Genomic DNA, 18,144 nt, shown 5'->3' with positions numbered 1-18,144 from the left:
GGGGGCCAGCCCGGGTTCCCGCGCTTCAAACGCGAGATCACTTCCATGTGCTACCCGGACTCGAACGGGTCCGGAGCCCTCGTTCCCGGTCGGAACGGGACGTGGCGGTTTCGCCTGTCCACGGTGGGGGAACTTCCCATCCAGGTTCATCGTCTGCCGCCGGAGGGCAGGGTCAAAACGGTCACGGTCAAGCGCGAGGGGGACCGCTGGTATGCCGTCCTCACCTACGAGATTGCGGACCCGGCTGCCGCGCCGGCCACGTCGGCCGAGGCCCCGGTCGGAGTGGACCTCGGCCTCACTCACCTCGCCACCCTTTCAACCGGGGAGGTGGTCGAGGCGCCGAAGTTCCTCCACCGCGCCGAGGTCCTGCTCAAGCGTCGGCAACGAAAGCTCTCCCGGAAGCGGAAGGGCTCTCACAACTGGCACAAACAAAGGGTCCGTGTGGCCCGGTGCCACGCGAAGGTGCGGGACCAGCGCAGGGATTTGGCCCACAAGACCACGACGGGGTGGGCGAAGCGCCACGACCTCATCGCTTTCGAGAACCTCTGCGTCTCGAACATGCTCGGCCACGGGCACCTCTCCCGCTCTATCTCCGACGCCGGCTGGGGCATGCTCCGGCAGATGTCCCAGTACAAGGAGGTCCGACGGTCGGGCCGCTACATCGAGGTTCCTGCGGGGGGGACCACCCAGACCTGCTCGAAATGCGGGAAGGTCGCCGACCCGCCGCTGACTCTCCGGGACCGGACGTACTCGTGTCCGTGCGGTCTTCGCATCGATCGAGACCTGAACGCGGCGAGGAACGTCCTCGCCCGCGCGCTCGCCGCAGTACCCGGGGGCACCGGGGAATCCACGCCCGTGGAGACGGGACCTCCACCGCACCGCAAGGGGCGGCGAGTCCGGTCGTTGAAACAGGAACCGCCTCTCGCTTCGGCGGTAGCACGATGAAGCGGGAAGGAAGCCTCCGAACAAGTTCGGGGGAGGATGTCACGCTCGCAGAGATGAAAGCCTCTCGAACCTCCGAGCTCGCAAACCGGCCACGGACCGTACGCCGATCCGTCCCTCGGACGCCCCCCCGCGGAGTCGCTGGTTGGCTCAGCGGGATCGCCCCCTCCGCGAGGGAACGGTTCGCTGCCGGGTTCTGGCGAGGGGATAAGTTGGCGACCGGGTAGGGGAGGGGCGATGCGGATCGCAGGGGTCGACTGGGCGCTCGATGTCCGATACCACGAAAAGTCGTTCGCAGGAAGGGTGGCGATCGCGATCGAGGAGGCTCCGGATCCCCTCGTGGTCGACGCGGCCCAACTGATCATCGAATCTGCAACCCTCGATGGTACGCCGGCCCCCTATCGCGTGGACAGCGCCCACGGGACGATCGAGTTCCCAGGGATCTCGGCCGGACCCCATCGACTGGAGATCGCCTACCGGGGTGCCGCCGAAGAGAACTCGCTCGTGGGAATGTACGTCTCGCCCTCCGGCCCGGGATACGTGCTCACGACGATGGCGTTCCCGACCGGAGCTCGCAGAATCCTGCCCTCGTTCGAACATCCGGCGGTGAAGACCGTCTACCGACTCACCTTGACCGTCGAGGAGGACGCCCGGGTCATCTTCAACACGGCTCCCCAGACCGAGCGAAAGATCGACGGCCGACGCGAACTCGTGTTCGAGCCTACGCCCCCGATGTCGGCGTACCTGCTGTACCTCTGCATTGGCCCGTTCGAGGCGCTCACGGTCCCGGGCGACCGCTGGCCGGTTACGGTCGCCACGTCCCCGGGTCGCTCCCTCGCGGGCCGATATTCTGCCGAGCGGGCGACCGAGCTCCTCGCGGGCTACGAGGAGTATTACGCCATGCCCTACCCGCTCTCGAAGCTCGACCTGATCGCGGTGGAGAACTTCTGGGCGGGCGCGATGGAGAACTGGGGGGCGATCTCCTTCCGGGAGGATGCGCTGCTCGTCGATCCGACCACGAGCGTCCGCGCGCGTCGGGAGATCCTGCTCGTCCTCGCGCACGAGATCGCCCACCAGTGGTTCGGGAATCTCGTGACGGCCGCGTGGTGGGACGACTTTTGGCTCAACGAGAGCTTCGCGACCTTCGTCGGCTACCGCATGGTCAGCCGGCTGTATCCTCAGGAGGATGCGTGGTCGCACTTCCTCTTGCGGTGGGCCGTCCCGGCGCTCGAGCAGGACTCTCGCTCGGCGAGCCATCCCGTCCATGTACCCGTGAACTCCCCGGAGGAGGTGGGGGAGAATGCAGACGCCGTGACGTACGGGAAGGGCGGTGCCGTCCTGCGGATGATCGAGGCGTACCTGGGCGAAGAGACGTTCCGACGAGGCGTATCCCGCTACCTCGCGAAGTACCGGTATGCGAACGCCCGGTCCGAGGACCTATGGGCTGCGCTCGGCCAGGTATCCGACCGGCCGGTCGGGCGGATCATGGCGGAGTGGATCAACCGCCCGGGGTACCCCATCGTCCACTCGAACTGGGCCGACGGCAAGCTGACGCTGCGGCAGGAACGCTTCCGCGCCGACGGCGGCCCATCGCCGGGGGTCTGGCCGATCCCGTTGCGCATCTCATCGTCCGCGGGAGAGCGCGTCGAGCTCTTCGAGGAAGAGAAGCTCACCCTCTCGCTGGGATCGTCGAAGGGTCTGCGCATCGATCCCGATCGGGCGGCGTTCGCGCGCATACATTACGACTCGACCCTCTTCGATCAGATGGTGGATGAGTTTCCGTCGATGACCCCGGTCGACCAATGGGGCTTCATCATGGACACCCACGCGTTCGTCTACGCAGAGCTCGTACCGTTGGACCGGTTCTTGGATCTCGTCCGCGCGGGGAGTGCCCTGAGCGAGCCGTTCCCGGTGCGCTCGCTCACTTCTGCGCTCTCGGAGTTGTACGTTCCCCTGTACGACGTGCCCGCGTTCGTGCCACCCATGCGCCAGTTCCTTCGCGCCCAGCTCGATCGAGTCGGTCTCGAGCCCCGTTCGAAGGAGTCGGACTCCGCGGCGCTTCTGCGGGAGATCCTCGCGGCGAACCTTTCCCATGTGGATCCCGCATTCGCGCGGCAGTTGGGGGCCCGATTCATGGAGTTCGACCGACTTCCCGCCGAACTTCGTGGGCCCGTGGCATTGGCCTATGCGAGAGCGGAGGGATCGGCCGCGTACGATCCGTTGGTACGCCGCTTGAAAGCGACCACGAGCGAAGGGGAACGGGTGCAGATCGTGCACGCGCTCGCCTCGTTCACCGACGGTTCGCTCGTTCGCCGCGCGCTGGGCCTGATCACGACGTCGGCCGTCACGGCCGGCACCGCGTTTCCGATGCTGGCGAGCGCGGCGTCGAATCCGGCGAGCCGCCGCGAGTTGTTCGCGTGGTACCGAGACGAGGCGACTACGCTCTCGAAGATGTGGACCGGTACTCCGCTCCATAGCATATTCCTGAGGATCGGCCTTCCGATGCTGGGCATCGACCAGGAAGCAGCGGTGGAGGAGTACTTCGCTACCCACACGCCGGCCGACGCCAGCCAGGCCGTACGGCAGGGACTCGAATCCCTGCACCTCGTGATGCGGCTCCGACGTTCGGTTCGCGGAAGGGGGACGAACTAGGGCTCGCTCCGTGCAACAGACTATGACGGTTCACGACTTCAGATTCGGCGTCGATCCGTGAGAGGGCTGTCGCTAGTCGCCATCGGATCCCTGGGAGGGTTCATTCTCTGCGTCGTAGCGTATTCATTCGATCCCGTTCCCGGCACTTGGACCCCGAGCACCTGGACGAACCCCGGAGTCTGGCTCGCCATCGCGATCCTGGGAGCGGGACTCGTGTGCTTCGTCGTCGGCCTCATCAGCGGCCTCATTTCGATTCTCAACTGGGGTGCCGACCGGCCCCGGGGTCGAAACGGGAACCGCTGAGGCTGCGCTCCGACGGCCGATGTCGCGGCGCTTAGAGTGATACGGAGCGGAGCGTCTGCGGGTACCATGTCCCGAGGGATCGAGATCGCCATCCATCTGACCCCAGGTCCGGCGGACGTGGACTCGATCGCCTGCGATCTCGGGAACCTCGCTGCGTTCCGCCTCGGTCAGAGGCGCGGTGAGCCGCTCGACTGGCAGATCCTACGGGTCGTGGAATCGGGTGGGCAGCATTTCTACCGCTTGATCGTGCGTCATCCGAGCCGCGTGCTCGACCTGGGGATCCACGCGGATCTCGGCCGGATCCTCGACGAGATCTCGAAGAGTTCTCCCGGCGAGCTCCGGGAGGCCGTGCACACGGCGGAATCCCAGGGTCTTCGCAAGGTCCCGATCCGCACGATCCGCTACGAGGTGGATTACTGGCGGGACGACTTCTGGAACGCGATCGGTTGACCGTACGGGGCCGCGCGACCACTTCGTTGCGCCCGGGTTCCACGAGGAGCTTGGCAGTGCCGCTGCGCTCGACGATCCAATGCTGCGAGAGGGACCATGCCGATTCGGATCGACGAGCTTCTCGCATCGCGTACGCCAGTCTTCCAAGGCACACCCGTGTCTCCCCCACCGCGGAGTGAAGGTCCAGCCCGGACTTGGAGGATACGTCATGCCCGGAACGCGCGCGCGCCGATGGTCCGCCGCTAGGGTGGGTCTGCGAGTGCCACATAGACGACCGCGGTGATGAACTCTTCCAGCTCCGGGGAGGTCACCACACGGTCCAGGATCTCCGCGGCCCGGGAGATCGAGGAGGCGTCCGCGCCCCGTAGGGCAGCCGATCGTAGATCCGCCACTTCCGCCGCCAGGTAGCGTCGGAACAGAGCGCCGTCGACCGCTCCACCCCCGTCGAGACGCTCGGAGTGGTGGATCCAGTACCAGAGCTCGGAGCGTGCGATCTCGGCGGTGGCCGCGTCCTCCATGAGGTGGTCGATCGGGACGCACCCGATCCCCCGAAGCCAGGATTCCAGGTAGAGGAAGGAAACTCGGGTGTTGCGTCGGACTCCCTCCTCGGTGATCGGGCCGTGCGGAAGCGTGAGCAGGTCGCGAGCATCGATCGGCCGGCCCGGGCCGGCTCGGCCGATCTGGTTCGGGCTCGGCATCTCGCGGTCGAAGATCTCGGTCGCGATCGGGACGAGGGCGGGATGCGCGACCCAGGTCCCGTCGTGGCCGGCGCGGACCTCGCGCTCCTTGTCGGCCACGACCCGCGCGATCGCCTCTGCGTTCGCTTCGGGATCATGGGCGATGGGGATCTGGGCGGCCATCCCTCCCATGGCATGGGCACCCCGTCGGTGACAGGTCTGAACGAGCAGCGAAGAGTACGCGGTGAGGAACGGGGTGTCCATCGTCAGCCGGTCCCGGTCGGGGAAGCGAACGCGTCCGTCGTCGCGGTACTGCTTGATGAAGCTGAACAGGTAGTCCCAGCGGCCGCAGTTGAGCCCCGCGGAGTGATCCCTCAACTCGAACAGGATCTCGTCCATCTGGAACGCGGCGGGGAGGGTCTCGATGAGAACGGTGGCCCGGATCGCACCGTTCGGGAGTCCTAGGCACCCTTCGGCGTAGAGGAAGACATCGTTCCACAACCGGGCTTCGAGGTAATGCTCCAATTTCGGGAGATAGTAGTACGGTCCCGTGCCCCGACGAAGAAGCTCTGCGCCGTTGTGGAAGAGGAAGAGCCCGAAGTCGAACAGGCTGGCCGAGATCGGCCGACCGTCGACCGTGAGGTGCCGCTCGTCCAGGTGCCAGCCCCGAGGTCGAACCATCAACGTCGCGATGCGTTCGTGGAGCACGTACTCCCGTTCGTCGGCAGCGCGATAGGTGATGCGCCGGCGGACGGCATCCTTCAAATGGTGCTGTCCGGCGATCGTGCCGCTCCAGGTCGGCGCGTGCGCGTCCTCGAAGTCGGCCATGTAGACCCGAGCTCCGGAGTTCAGCGCGTTGATGATCATCTTGCGGTCCGGAGGACCGGTGATCTCGACTCGACGATCGACGAGATCTATAGGGGGCGGGGGCACCCTCCAGTGGGTCTCGCGCACCTCGCGCGTCTCCTCGGGGAATCCGGGGATACGTCCGGCTCGGATCCCGTCCCGAAAGGCGCCGCGTTGGGAGAGCAGCTCCCGGCGGCGGGCGTCGAACCTCCGATGAAGGTCTGCGAGGAACTGGAGCGCGGCCGGGGGAAAGAGTTCGTCATCGTAGGGTACTGCGCCAGCCACGATTCGAGCGGGCGCTCCCTCGGCGCGCACGAGCCTGTCCATCACCTAACGGAGCCGCCAGCGGCCGACGGTCCATATATCTTGCGAAACTTGCCATGCGGCGACCCGCGGGAGAGCACCGAACCGGTCCGAGGTCGCTCGTGAGGAGGGCGTTCCGCAGAGTTGCCCGGAGTCGGGACTCTGGGTCGATCCAGCGGGATTGCGACTTCCATGCCGCGGGGGTCAACGTCCAACGTCCGGGCCCGCATCTTGGACTAGTCGCTATATCCCCACTATCACGATGCTGGGTGCGAGATGACCGTCCATGCCTCGACCGTGATCGCGATGGCGGTGATCGTCACGGTCGCGGGCTTCGGACTCGTCTTCTACGAAGGGTACTTCGCTCCACCCGGCGAGACGGTCTACTCTCAGAACTGGGCCGGGTACGAAGACGGGCAAGCGGTCGGCTCTGCGAGCGGCACGATCGCGCTCCCCTCGAATCCTGATTGGCACGGCAGCGGAGTGGCGAGCCTGTGGGTCGGCATGGGGGGTTCCACTTTCAGGGGGGCCCCCCAGTGGCCGTTTTGGCAAGCCGGTGTCCAGGTCTCCTGCTCCTCGGGAGCTTGTTCTGCGCAACTGTTCACGGAGGGAGGGACCCAGGGTCCCCCGTGCAACGGGGTGTGTCTCGCCGACTGGACCCAAACGTTCGGGGTTGCACCTGGCGATTCGATCGCGATCGCGGTCTCGGGTGGCAGCTCCGGGGCCGTCGCGGTCTTTACGGTCAACCAGGACGGGTTCAACACAACGTACAGCGCCCCGCCGTGGACGGTCCTGGCGGGAGTGACGTCGTTCCCTTCGGCCGAATGGATCTACGAGTCGCCCTCCGGCAGTTCGGGCTTCTACGTGATGCCGACTCTGGATCCACCCGGCGCGGTGTTCTCCTCGCTCAGTGACTCGAGCCTACTGTCGAACCTGGTTCCGATCCAGATGCGGGGAAACCCCAACCACCAATCCGTCGGCGTTTCCGGGTACGGCGGAGGATCGTTCTCCGCCTACTCCTACGACTCGTGAACGGCCGTTCGCCCCGAGCGTTCTGCCTCCGATCGGGCCCGCGGGTCCCGACGCCGGACCGATCTGCAAGCCAAGGTTATTCCGCCGTTCCGCCGTGCTCTCCCACGAGGGAACGACATCGTGGCCTTCTACCTCATCCTCCGCGGACCCCTCGGGGTCGGTAAATCCACGGTCTCGGCGAGGCTGGCGAAGGCGATCCACGGTGCGCACGTCTCCATCGACCGGATCCTCGACGAACAGGGCCTGTGGGAGTCGGGCCGCCTCTCGGAATTCCTGAGGGCCAACACCTTCGCGATCGATCGCGCGCGGAAGATCCTGGCTCGCGGGACACCGGTGATCTTCGACGGGAACTTCTATTGGAAATCCCAGATCGAGGACCTGATCGGTCGGCTCGATCATCTCCATCACGTCGTCACCCTGAGAGCGCCGCTGAAGGTATGCATCGAGCGGGACGCCCAACGGCATCGGCCCCATGGTCGCGAGGCCGCACGTGAGGTCTACGCGAAGGTCGCACGCTTCGAGATAGGGATCGCCGTGGATGCGCGAGGCTCCTCTGAGGCCGTCGTCCGGAAGATCCTCTCACGCCTTGGTCTCGACGAGGCCGGCAGCGGTCCTCCTCGAAGAAGGCGCCCAGCATCGCACGCCCCCGGAGTCCAGCGGACCAAGGCCCTCCGAACACTACAGTGAGGAGAGGAACGGGATCCCGGAGCCCGTATTGTACAAGAGCACACGCTCGCCCGGACGTACGGCGCCGCTGTGGAGCAGGATCTCAAGGGCCGCGTACGGAGCCGCACCTTCCGGCGACGCCGAGATCCCATGCCGACGGGCCAGATGGCCGACGGCCGCGAGGATCGCGCGGTCTTCGACCGTAGCTCCTCCGCCTCGGCTCTCTCGGATCGCTTCGAGGATCCGCTCGGAGCCGAACGGGGCCGGGACGAGAAGGCCCGGGGCCACCGTCTTGGCTCCTTCCCACGGAATGGCTTGGCTCGCCCCATCGCGCACGGCGCGGACGATCGGCGCACAGTTCTCCGGCTGAACCGAGTACAGTCGCGGCAGCCGCTCGAGCAGCCCGAGCGCTTGGAGCTGAACGAACGCCCGGTACATGCCGACGATCCCCGTTCCTCCTCCGGTGGGGTAGATGATCGCATCAGGCATCCCGTCCGGAGCCATCTGCTCCCAGATCTCGAAACCCATGGTCTTCTTTCCTTCCGCACGATACGGCTCGCGCAGCGTCGAAAGGTCGAAGGCCCCGCCTCCGGCTTCGTTCCGCCGGGCCGACGCACCGGCCTCGCGGATCGTGCTCCCCCCCTTGACGACCTCGGCGCCGTACGCGCGGCAGGCCCGTTCCATGGCGGCGGGGGTGCCCTCGGGAAGGTAGACACGCGCCGGCAGACCGGCACGCGCCGCGTACGCGGCGAGCGCGACCCCGGCGTTACCCGCGCTCGGGACGTACATCCGAGGGACGCCAAGTTCACGAGCTCTGGAGACGGCGACGCTCATCCCCCGAGCCTTGAACGAGCCCGTCGGCATCGTTCCGTCATCCTTCAACCAAACCTCGATCTCCGTCGCCTCCGGAACGGCGCCGAGCGCGAGGATCGGTGTCAACCCCTCGCCCAGGGTCGTGATCGATTCCACGGACTGCACGGGGAGCACCTCGCGATAGCGCCACAACGTCGCGGGCCGACCGGAGATCGCTTCCCTCCATCCACGTCCGTCCCAGTGGTCTAGACGGTACGCGGCGAACAACGGGCCTGCGCACGTAGGGCACACCGTCGCGAGTCGATCCGCAGGTACTTCGGTGCAGCAGGCCCGGCACTCGAGATGCGCAAGAAGTGAGCCCGTGGAACTCATCGAGTCGCCTCCACTGCTGCCCCGGCAGCAGGACGTTCCGGAGGGCTTAACCGTCCTCCCCCGACCATGCCTTGGGCTAGATTCTGGAAGCACCCGTCTCTGTTCGAGGGTCGTGTAGATTCGAGTGTTCGAGCATCGCCAGCGTACACGCGGCGCGACCCCCCGGCTCCGATGGCCGGTTGTGCTCTCGGATTCCCTCCCAGCGGACGGTCGATCTCCTCGAGGCTGGTCGCCGGCCCTTCGAGCGCGGCGAAGACGTATAGCGGGTTCGGAGGTGTCGTTGTGGAGCGATGCCGACCCCGAATCGCTCCGCAGAACTTCGGAGCCCCTCCACCGTACCGGCTTGGCACCGCAGGTTCGTTCGTGGCGGCCGCGGCGCAGCATCCTCCCGCGGGGTCGGCGGCGTGTTGGCGGCCACCCTCGTGGTCATCGTTGCCGTTGTGGTCGTCGGGGGCCTTCTGTTCGCCGGAGTGATTCCCATGCCGTCGTCCTCTAGAGGTGGCGGAGGCTCGGAGCCGACGTACACGGTCACCTTCGCCGAGTCGGGCCTTCCGAACGGGTCGATATGGTCGGTCACGTTGGCCGGTTCGACCACCTCATCGACCAACCCGACGATCGCCTTCGACAAGTCGAACGGGACATTCGCCTTCCAGGTCAGCACCCCGGCCGGCTACACCGCGGCCCCTGCGCTCGGGAGCATGACGGTGAACGGCTCCGCGCTGGATGAAGCCATCGCGATGGAGGTGCTGCCGCCAGCCTACCCGGTTACCTTCAACGAGACGGGCCTGCCCCCGGTCACGGGGTGGCTTGTTTCGGCTCTGGAGACGGGCACCGGGTTCCCGGTTCAGGTGTTCGAGTCCGGGAGCACCATCGAGTTCGCGCTGCCGAACGGCACGTACAACTTTTACGCGGGGAGCCCGACCTCGAACTACACCGCTGAACCGGGGCACGGGACGATAAACGTCAGTGGTCATGCGGTGGAACGAGCGATCGTCTTCGCCCCGCCGTCCGGTTATGCGGTGACGTTCACGGAGAGCGGCCTTCCAGCAGGAACATCCTGGACGGCTCAGTTCAACTCGACCAGCGAGACGAGCGCAGCGCCGACGATCACGTTCCTGGCCCCGAACGGGACGTACAGCTTCTTCGTCACCGCGGCGAATTACACGGCGAGCCCGGAGTTTGGGTTGGTGAAGGTGGCGGGAGGCCCGGTGACCCAGCCGATACTCTTCTCGAGAGCACCGACCCCCCGCTACGTGGTTACGTTCACGGAGACCGGGCTTGCGTCCGGAGCCACATGGTCGGCGACGCTTGACAGTCGGACCCTGGGCATCAACGAATCCATCGACTCCTCCGGCCCGGGGGCGATCAAGTTCGCCGGGATCTCGAACGGAACCTACTCGTTCTCGGTCAACGCTTCGGGCTACCCGGCGGTCCCGAGCTCGGGAACGATCGTAGTCGATGGCATGGACGTGACCCAGGCGATCGCCTTCGGCCCGCCCCCTCGTCCCGGCCTCGGGGTCACCTTTGTCGAGGCCGGCCTCGCGATCGGAACCGAGTGGGTCGCATTCTTGAGCAACGAATCGAATGCCCGTATCGGAACCGGCTCGACCTCGGTAGCGATTCCAGCTCCGAACGGCACGTACGGCTGGTCGGTGTACGCGTTGGGCTACGAAGGTACTCCCACGACCGGGATCGTGACCGTGAACGGCACGTCCGTAACGGTTTACGTCACGTTCAGCGAACTCGGTCGGGGCACCTACCTCGTGCTTTTCGCGCCCTACCCATTCACCGGTGGAACCCCGGCCTCGGCCTCGTGGACGATCACTCTGGCGGGCGAGACCCACGAGATCGCTGGATCGGTGCCCGTGGTCCTCGTCGAGCCCAACGGGACCTTCTCCTGGCTCATCTCCGCTCCCGCGGGCTATTTCGCGTATGGAGCCACGGGAACCCTGGAGATTGAGGGAGGAATTTTTCAGCTCGCGGGAGAAGAGAGCGTCGGTGCCACCGTCCTCTTCTCGTTCTCATCGATCCCTGCGGGGGCGCTCCATGCTCCATGTTTCCTCTCATCCACCCCACCGGCTGTTCCGTCTGGCTCGTCCTCGAGTTTCGAGCGGGCGCCCTCCGCTCCCGTCGGGGTGTCCCGGCCCATGATGGAACGTACCTTGGATCGAGCGTGGAGCGCGATTCTGGGCTCGTCAAGGAGCACGATTGCCGATCCGACGAGCGGCGTCGCATAGTCGAAGATCCCTATCGCAGGTCGGAGTACGAGACTACCGTACGCCTCCTCCGAACGTGCCTTCGACCTGGCGAACCAAGCAATGCGTGAACCTTCCTCGCCCCTGAAGGACCGGACTGAAGCTGGTACCGAGCTTGCGAGACAGCTGACGCATCTCCAAGCCGAGGTTCCGGTCGTCCTTGCCCTTCCCCGCGGGGGGGTCCCGGTGGGATTCGAGATTGCCCGGTGGCTCCACGCTCCTCTGGATATCCTCATCGTTCGCAAGATTGGGGCTCCGGGGAACCCGGAGTACGGACTCGGCGCGGTCGTGGAGGGTGGCCATTTCGAGCTGGATGAGGATCGGGTGCGGGAAGGAGGATACTCACTCGTCGAGCTTCGGCCGGTGATCGACCGAGAGCTCCGAGAGACCGAGCGGCGCGCGAAGATCTATCGATCGGTGCGGCCCCGGATCGATTGGAAGGATCGAACCGTGATCGTTGTGGACGATGGTGCCGCCACCGGGGGAACCTTGTTCGCGGCGATTCGAGCGGTCCGCGCCCAAGGGGCGATTCGTATCGTGGTGGCCTTGGGGGTGGCCCCGCCGGACACCTGCCAGCGGCTCGAGCGCGAGGCCGACGAGCTTCATGTGCTGCGAGAACCCAGGAGTTTCTACGCCGTCGGACAGTTCTACAAGAGCTTCGAGCCAGTGGAGGACGCTGAGGTGCTCGAACTCTTGCGCCGGGCTACGACGACGTCCTCCTAGGCATCCCGAGCCGAGAGGGGCACGCCCATACGGAGCCAACCCTCTAGTGCGTTGTCCCCACGAAACCGCCTTCATGCGCAGGGCACGACGAGCAAACGATCCGCCGAGAAGTCCCCAAAACCTTCACGGTCGGTTCGCTCAGCGACAAAACACGGGCCGCGGTGGAGCGGTTCGACTCCTCCCATCCGGCCCCTGTCATCCGCGCCCGGGAGGCATGAAATCCAAGACCCGGACGGCCGGTCTCTGACGTGCGCTCAGCTCGCCCATCATTCATCATGAGGTTCAGCCGGTTCTAGTCGTCATCATCGCGCAGTGGACCGGGATGTCGAGATGAGTACTAGTGGTCTCCTCCGCTCGCCCACTCGGCGAGTTCTTCCCGGATGTGGTAGATCCCACCCGCGGCGCCTGCCGGCGCGAGCTGCGCCGCATCTCGTCGTTCGAAGGTCCCCCCGACCCAGGTCGGACCGCCGGCGCTCACCGCTCGGACCAGGTTCCAGTCCGGGTCCGCATCCCGGAAACTGAGCAAGACGTCGGCGACTCCCGTCTCCCGCACGATGCGGGCGAGGGCTACAGGATCGTCGGTCCCCCAACTGGGATCCGATCCCCCCAAGCGATCTCCCTTGATATCGATCTCGAAAATGATCTCCTGCGAGAGCGCCCAGGCGCGTCGCAGCTCGGCGGGCCCGCGCAGGAATGCGCTCGATAGGGTCACCCGTCGGGCGCCGGCGACGATGACGTCGATCGTCTGATCTGCCCGACGAACCCCACCATCCACCCACAGCTCGGCGCTCTTCGAGAGCTCCTGGAGGTAGTCGAGTTGGGGCGCGCCGTGTTCGATGCCGTCCAGATCCACAACGTAGATCCGGGAGCTCGTCTCCGCCAGGCGGTCTACAACCTCGAAGAGATCGAGCGCCGGGCCGGTACGGTAATCCAGCTCGACTGGACCCTCCGCGCCCGGGATGCAGATGTTGCCGCCACGCAGTAGGAGGCAGGGAATCAGGATCGGCTCGGCGGGTTTCTCTCCGGGCATCGCCCGCGCCACCGATTCGGTGGTCTTCCCCCTTTGGGTGGTCGGAAGGCGAGCCGCAACGGGGGTAGCCGTGTCTGAGAGAGCGCTCCCCCTTCGCGCGCGTTGCCCAAGAACCGACCCTACCAAGGGCTTTTCCCCGCAGAAACCCATCTCCATGGGCCAGGAGGTGGAGGGCAGCTGACGGTGGATCGTGCTGGCAACGGCCGACCGCTGAGGAAAGTCCCCTCTCCGGGAATCGTGGGGGCGGGTGGGAGCCCGCCGGGCGAGAGCCCGAGCAACGGAGCAGAAACGACACAGCCCGTCGGGACGGTGAAGATGCCGCATCGGAGGCTCCGACGGGATATGGTGAAACGGCCGACTCCCCTGGAGCAAGCCCTAATGGACGGGATGAAGAGATTCCCCGACCGTCGAGGAGAGCGCGCAGTCGAATGCTGCCTGAAACGGAAAGGGGCTTACTACCACCACCTGGCCGTACCGGCGAGAAACGCCGGTACGTAATGCCGTCTTCGGGCCCCGATCGCGTCATGCGGGGGGAACCTCCACTGCGACGAACTCGGAGAATCGGTCGATCCCGCGCCGCATTTCGGCCTGGTCGAGGCCCACATAGTAGGCGGTGTCCTCGATCGATTCATGGCCGTAGATCGCCTGGAGAGCCGTCAGGCTCATCCCGGATGCCACGCTCAGCCGACCGAACGTTCGGCGGAGATCGTGCGGCGCGTAGGCCCTCAGTCCAGCCCGAGCGCACGCCCGCTTGATGTCGCGGTCTACCGTGGTCCGTCCGAACGGGCACACTCTGTCGGACCGCGCCGCAGCCACGACCGGCACGAGCTCGCCCCACGCGACTCGGGACATCGGGATGTCCCTCAGCTTCCCGAACTTCCCGTAGAACGCGAAGCTCGGTTCGGGAAGGGCCATGCGCAGATCCGTCAACCGCAGTCCGCAGATCTCTCCGAGACGAAGGCCGTTGAAGCCGGCGAGAGCGATCGCTACGCGCTCCCGACCTCGAGCCGCGTTCATCAGAGCGGTCAGCTCCTCCTTGGTGAGCCAGAACCTCCGACGGGCTACCGGCTTGGGTCCCTTCCAGATCCGATCGTCCCGCGCGATGGCCGCGCCCTCGGCCTTCAGGAACAGTCGCAGGAGGCAGAGTCCAACCGATCGCGTAGTGGGGGCGAGATCCCTGTCGTGCGCATAGGCCTCGATCATCTCTCGGGTCACGGTCCGCGCCGACGTTGGCGTGGGGAACCCGAGTTCTCCGATTCGTCGCATCACGCCGAGCAGGTGGCCGGTGTAGCCGGTCCTCGTTCCCCACGTGACTCCCTGGATTTCGCGTGTCCATCGTTCGGCTCTCTCCTTCAACCACCGCGCCCCATCGGGCACGATGACCTCCGAGGCGAGGGTAGAGCTGAACACCTACTTTGACCCCCCGCCGCGCTTCTCGTGTCGGGAGGAACGTAGGGTCCGTAGTCGGGCGAGTGTTCGAGGTGATAGGCGGGATGCGGTCGCGGGTGCCGAAGTCGACCACGAGGCGGATGTTCGGGTCGCGCGGAATCGGCGGGGTGCAGGCCGCGCACCGGCGGGGGAACCGATTTCCTGTCACAGTGCGGAGCCGGGAGGCTCCCTGTTCGGTCGGCATGGGGCGCACGGCGGTTCGGTACTGAAGACTGTTCGTCATCTCGCGTTCCTCGCAAAGGCGGGAACGCGAGATGCGCTCGGGGCTCGACCAACTAAGCGTCGCACGCGGCCCGACAACGCTCGACCGCGTTATCGATCGGGCAGGGGGCTTCGCGCCCGATCTCGGAGGGCTCGTCAGGCGGGAATCTGACGCTGATGGGCGCCTCTTTCACTATCCTTGGGGGATTGCAGGGATATGACGACGAAGTGTCGAAGCAATTCGGGGTACTTCCGCTTGCCCTCCGTTCGAAATCGAATCAGCCCGTGCTTCTCGAGCACCCGGAGGTCTCGAGAGACCGAAGGCACCTTCCGGTGTACGGATCGAGCAAGCTCTCCCACCGTCCCGGCTGATCGCGAGATTTGACGCAGGAGCTCAAGGCGTCCCTCGGCGAACAGGGAAGCCACATCCACGCCCAACGGAACATAGACCTCCTCCGGGAATGCGTCGAGCAACTCGGGGCGGTCTAGGGCGGTGTGGAGGAATCGCCGCGCCTCTTCCAGGCGGCGTTCGACCGCGCCCTTCTTGCGTTCGCTCATCGCTCGAACCTCCGTCGGTAGCTCTGCCAGTTCGCCTTCAGATTGTCGATGGCGAGATCCACGAGAGCGTGACCGTCCAGGTCGGGCATGCGCTCCTTGTGAGCAACGCTACCATCGGAACGGACCATGTCCTTGTGAGGGAAGCCGTGCCGAGTGTCATATCGGACCACCGAATGGGCTCTTCCCTTGATGGTTGCTACGTAGTTGACCACGAAGCCCTTCACGGTACCCGCCTCCTTCTCAATCATGATCTCGAGCCGGTCCTCGTCCGAGAGTGGAACGGTCAGCCGGCTTCTTCTCACCATGTTAACATCACAGGTTAGTATAAACCTTGCCGGACTCTACCCGGTAGCTCCGCACTATCGTTCCGGCCCCCCTGAATCCTGTATCGCTCGGCCCTCGCGGGGGGAGAACGAGCGATGGGCGGACATCCTGACGCCGTCTATCGGCGTTCTATCGGCGGCGAGTAGCGACCGACCCTGCGTACCTTATCGACGAGCGTCGGATAATCGGACCACTTCCAGACTTGGAAGCCGCATCGCGCGATGTCCCGCTGGTAGGTGGTTCGGTACCCTTTCTCACTGAACTCGAACAGCCCAGTCTCGGGATCCCAATCCCCCACCCCTTCCTCCGTGAACACGTGGACGGTGTCGGAGGTGACCGGTGGGGTCCCGGCACGTTCCACCAGGAGGGGAAACTCCCAGAGCAGCCCCGCGGGATTCGCGCCCCGAGGCCAGAACGCGAAGAAGCGTCCCACCGGGAGCTTCTCCACGAGCTCCAAGAAGAATCCGGTCTCCAAGGAGGAGGTGCGTCGCGCGGATTCCGCCTCCATGATCGTGGCCGGCTGATGCTCCTGGCGAAGGGCGTCGGCCAGATAGGCCCTCAAGTCGACGGGCCAGGGGACAGGAATCCCACGACGAGCCCACCACTTCGGCAGACCTCCCTCGACCTCCGGGGGAATCTGGGGGCGGAACCGGGCCCGCCACTTCGTAGGTCCGATGACCAAAACAACCGGGAGGGGCTTCAGGCGGGCAGCCACCGGTTCACCGTGGCTACGGGCAGGGCCTTTTCGTGTCGACGGACCCGGGAACGGATGTCAGACGCGACCTCCTCGGTGAGCTGGAAAACCTCCTGCCCGCTCCGCGTCACCCGAAGCTCGATCGGCAGTGCCACGCCCCGCGCGACGCGACGCGGCTTGGATCCGGCCGGAACCACCAGGCTCACCAAGCCGAGGGTGTTGAGGTGGTCGACCGCCTCCTTGAGAGTCTGGGGGTGCAAGTTCAGGGCGCGGCGGACCTCCCGGGGGGGCCGAGGCTTCCCATCGTTCAGGAACTCAAGAATGGCGAAACCGGGGTCGCTCCGCAAGAGATATCCCAGGGGATCCGTCTCGAGCTGCATGTACGTGTGGCTCCCTTCAAGACTCCTGAAGGCAGCGGGAGTATATGAGCTCCTGGCGAGGCAGGTAGACAGGGTCATTAGGGTAGCTCCCGTAGTCCGGGGAGTGCGTGGGCAGGTAGGTGAGGCGCGGGCGGGACGTCTCGAAGTCCACGACGACCTCGAGGTTCGGGTCAGGTTGGAGCCGTTGCGAACAACCGCACGCACATTTTGCAGGGAAGCGTACCCCTCTCACGGTGCGGAGCCTCATGGGTGGGGCTCCGTGATCAGGTGGGTCGGCGCAGGGCGCTCGGCGGCTAGATCCCGGATGGTAGGCTGCATCTCTCGGTCCTCGCGGAGAGGGAATCGAGCGATGCGCGGCGGAATCCAGTCACTCGGGCAGAAGTGGCGGGCGTTGATTACCGCTCCTTAGGCTGACGTGCATCACGCGGTGCCAAGATTAGAGAAGGCGTAGCAGAAGCTGCGGCCGACCCGTGCAGCCGAAAGCCTCCGTGTGGAAAACCCTCGCGGAGTTTGGAGCGACCCCGAGCGGGGCGTAGGCACCCTGGTCGACCATAAGCGACCCGTTCTCGCGATGGGGGCTCTTGATCATGGCCACAGCTCTCGGAGAAACCCCCCGGGTTAAGGCCTGTCATTCTCGATCGCCGGCACGGACGCCCATCGGATTCGGATGTCTGCCTGCGAATGGATGGGGGTTCCGGCACGTTTACGCAGAGGGTGGGTGAGATGTGTCACCCTTGGGCACGTAGTCAAAGAACGTCTCGGTAGCGCCCTCCCTAGTCCACTCCGAGCGGAGACGAGTCCGTTTCTCGACACGCCGAAGTTCGCTGAGGAGACGACGGTTCAGCTCTCGAGCCGACGGCCCCTCCACGTCCGCCTCGACGATAAACCACTCCTCGGTCTCCCGAAAGGAGCCTCGCCCTTCGACGTACCGAAGGAGGATCGGGCGAACCGCTGCGTGCGCATGGGTGCTAACCCGTGCGCGGAGATGGAACCGGGGGGATTCCTGCACGATCGATGCAATGGGTGGGGCGGGCGAAAGAGCTGTCGGCCGGCCCCGAATCTACAGGGGTACGCGCCAAGAAATCGATTCGGGCCCGCTAGGAATCCGCCGGAGCCTTGTCAACCGGGGTTGGCGGCCAGGAAGGCTCCGTAATCTATCCGCCACCGCCGAAAACTGCCGTGGAGACGGTCGTCCGGCCTGCGAACCTACCCTCACCGCGGCATCTGATCGACCGGTCGGTGATGGCCATCAATGAATAGGGATGTAGGGAAAGTGGTCCTGCCCCGTACCCCTGTAGATTTGTACAACCACGTGGGTTGGACCTGCCCGGGGGGCGGAGGGGGGTTTGGGGGGAGACCGAAGTCCCAAGAGGACGAACGACATCCGACCGACTGGGGGTGGGTGGATGACGACCCACAAGACCTGGTCGACGGAGGAGAAGCTTCAGATCGTGCTCGAAAGCCTCCATCCTCG

At 65.7% G+C, this 18,144-nt stretch carries 15 protein-coding genes and 1 other RNA gene; 8 read left to right on the top strand and 8 right to left on the bottom strand.

Going from position 1 to position 18,144, the window contains the following annotated elements; all coding sequences use genetic code 11:
- The 3 genes from VMV28_03030 to VMV28_03020 all read left to right on the top strand — a co-directional run.
- A partial coding sequence (locus VMV28_03030) for a transposase (protein HUZ79577.1) occupies positions 1 to 945 on the top strand: 945 nt, incomplete at its 5' end.
- A gap of 234 nt (positions 946 to 1,179) precedes the next feature.
- A complete protein-coding gene (locus VMV28_03025) occupies positions 1,180 to 3,594 on the top strand; it encodes a M1 family metallopeptidase (protein HUZ79576.1) in 2,415 nt (804 codons plus the stop codon).
- Positions 3,595 to 3,963: 369 nt separating this feature from the next.
- Entirely contained in the window at positions 3,964 to 4,347 is a 384-nt protein-coding gene (locus VMV28_03020) for a hypothetical protein (GenBank protein ID HUZ79575.1), read from the top strand.
- A 242-nt stretch (positions 4,348 to 4,589) separates the two neighbouring features.
- Here VMV28_03020 and aceB read toward each other — a convergent pair whose 3' ends face one another.
- Positions 4,590 to 6,197: a malate synthase A gene (aceB, locus tag VMV28_03015; GenBank protein HUZ79574.1), complete on the bottom strand. Its 1,608-nt coding sequence runs from the start codon at positions 6,195 to 6,197 to the stop codon at positions 4,590 to 4,592.
- A 252-nt stretch (positions 6,198 to 6,449) separates the two neighbouring features.
- On the opposite strand from aceB, the gene VMV28_03010 reads away from it, so the two are divergent.
- Both VMV28_03010 and VMV28_03005 read left to right on the top strand, forming a co-directional pair.
- Complete coding sequence (locus VMV28_03010) at positions 6,450 to 7,205, top strand: G1 family glutamic endopeptidase (protein HUZ79573.1); 756 nt, start codon at positions 6,450 to 6,452, stop codon at positions 7,203 to 7,205.
- A gap of 120 nt (positions 7,206 to 7,325) precedes the next feature.
- A complete protein-coding gene (locus VMV28_03005) occupies positions 7,326 to 7,892 on the top strand; it encodes an AAA family ATPase (protein ID HUZ79572.1) in 567 nt (188 codons plus the stop codon).
- Here the strand turns inward: VMV28_03005 and VMV28_03000 are convergent.
- The gene (locus tag VMV28_03000; protein HUZ79571.1) at positions 7,884 to 9,056 is read right to left on the bottom strand and encodes a threonine synthase; all 1,173 of its coding nucleotides are present in this window, start codon (positions 9,054 to 9,056) and stop codon (positions 7,884 to 7,886) included. The two genes, VMV28_03005 and VMV28_03000, sit on opposite strands and share 9 nt — an antisense overlap.
- Positions 9,057 to 9,346: 290 nt before the next feature.
- Here VMV28_03000 and VMV28_02995 point away from each other — a divergent pair, with 290 nt between their 5' ends.
- Both VMV28_02995 and VMV28_02990 read left to right on the top strand, forming a co-directional pair.
- Entirely contained in the window at positions 9,347 to 11,293 is a 1,947-nt protein-coding gene (locus VMV28_02995; GenBank protein ID HUZ79570.1) for a hypothetical protein, read from the top strand.
- An 81-nt stretch (positions 11,294 to 11,374) separates the two neighbouring features.
- Positions 11,375 to 12,034, top strand: coding sequence for a phosphoribosyltransferase (locus VMV28_02990; GenBank protein HUZ79569.1), 660 nt, complete (start codon positions 11,375 to 11,377; stop codon positions 12,032 to 12,034).
- 337 nt (positions 12,035 to 12,371) lie between these two features.
- On the opposite strand, the gene VMV28_02985 is transcribed toward VMV28_02990, so the two are convergent.
- Positions 12,372 to 13,064, bottom strand: coding sequence for a HisA/HisF-related TIM barrel protein (locus VMV28_02985; GenBank protein HUZ79568.1), 693 nt, complete (start codon positions 13,062 to 13,064; stop codon positions 12,372 to 12,374).
- 161 nt (positions 13,065 to 13,225) lie between these two features.
- On the opposite strand from VMV28_02985, the gene rnpB reads away from it, so the two are divergent.
- An RNA gene (gene rnpB / locus VMV28_02980) (RNase P RNA component) lies at positions 13,226 to 13,531 on the top strand.
- A gap of 55 nt (positions 13,532 to 13,586) precedes the next feature.
- Here rnpB and VMV28_02975 read toward each other — a convergent pair.
- From VMV28_02975 to VMV28_02955, 5 genes are all read right to left on the bottom strand, one after another.
- A complete protein-coding gene (locus tag VMV28_02975) occupies positions 13,587 to 14,474 on the bottom strand; it encodes a tyrosine-type recombinase/integrase (GenBank protein HUZ79567.1) in 888 nt (295 codons plus the stop codon).
- A gap of 396 nt (positions 14,475 to 14,870) precedes the next feature.
- On the bottom strand, positions 14,871 to 15,272 hold the full coding sequence (locus tag VMV28_02970) for a helix-turn-helix domain-containing protein (GenBank protein ID HUZ79566.1): 402 nt from the start codon (positions 15,270 to 15,272) through the stop codon (positions 14,871 to 14,873).
- Positions 15,269 to 15,577 (bottom strand): hypothetical protein, encoded by a 309-nt coding sequence (locus VMV28_02965; protein HUZ79565.1) that lies wholly within the window; start codon positions 15,575 to 15,577, stop codon positions 15,269 to 15,271. The genes VMV28_02970 and VMV28_02965 overlap by 4 nt, the downstream gene beginning before the upstream one ends.
- 137 nt (positions 15,578 to 15,714) lie before the next feature.
- Positions 15,715 to 16,311: a hypothetical protein gene (locus VMV28_02960; protein HUZ79564.1), complete on the bottom strand. Its 597-nt coding sequence runs from the start codon at positions 16,309 to 16,311 to the stop codon at positions 15,715 to 15,717.
- The gene (locus VMV28_02955) at positions 16,296 to 16,670 is read right to left on the bottom strand and encodes a hypothetical protein (protein HUZ79563.1); all 375 of its coding nucleotides are present in this window, start codon (positions 16,668 to 16,670) and stop codon (positions 16,296 to 16,298) included. The genes VMV28_02960 and VMV28_02955 overlap by 16 nt, the downstream gene beginning before the upstream one ends.
- Positions 16,671 to 18,144: the final 1,474 nt, after the last annotated feature.

It is taken from the genome of Thermoplasmata archaeon (assembly GCA_035532555.1).
Taxonomy (GTDB): domain Archaea; phylum Thermoplasmatota; class Thermoplasmata; order Lutacidiplasmatales; family UBA184; genus Lutacidiplasma.
The sequence above is the reverse complement of the archived record's forward strand: the minus strand, read 5'-3'. Positions and strand labels throughout refer to the sequence as shown.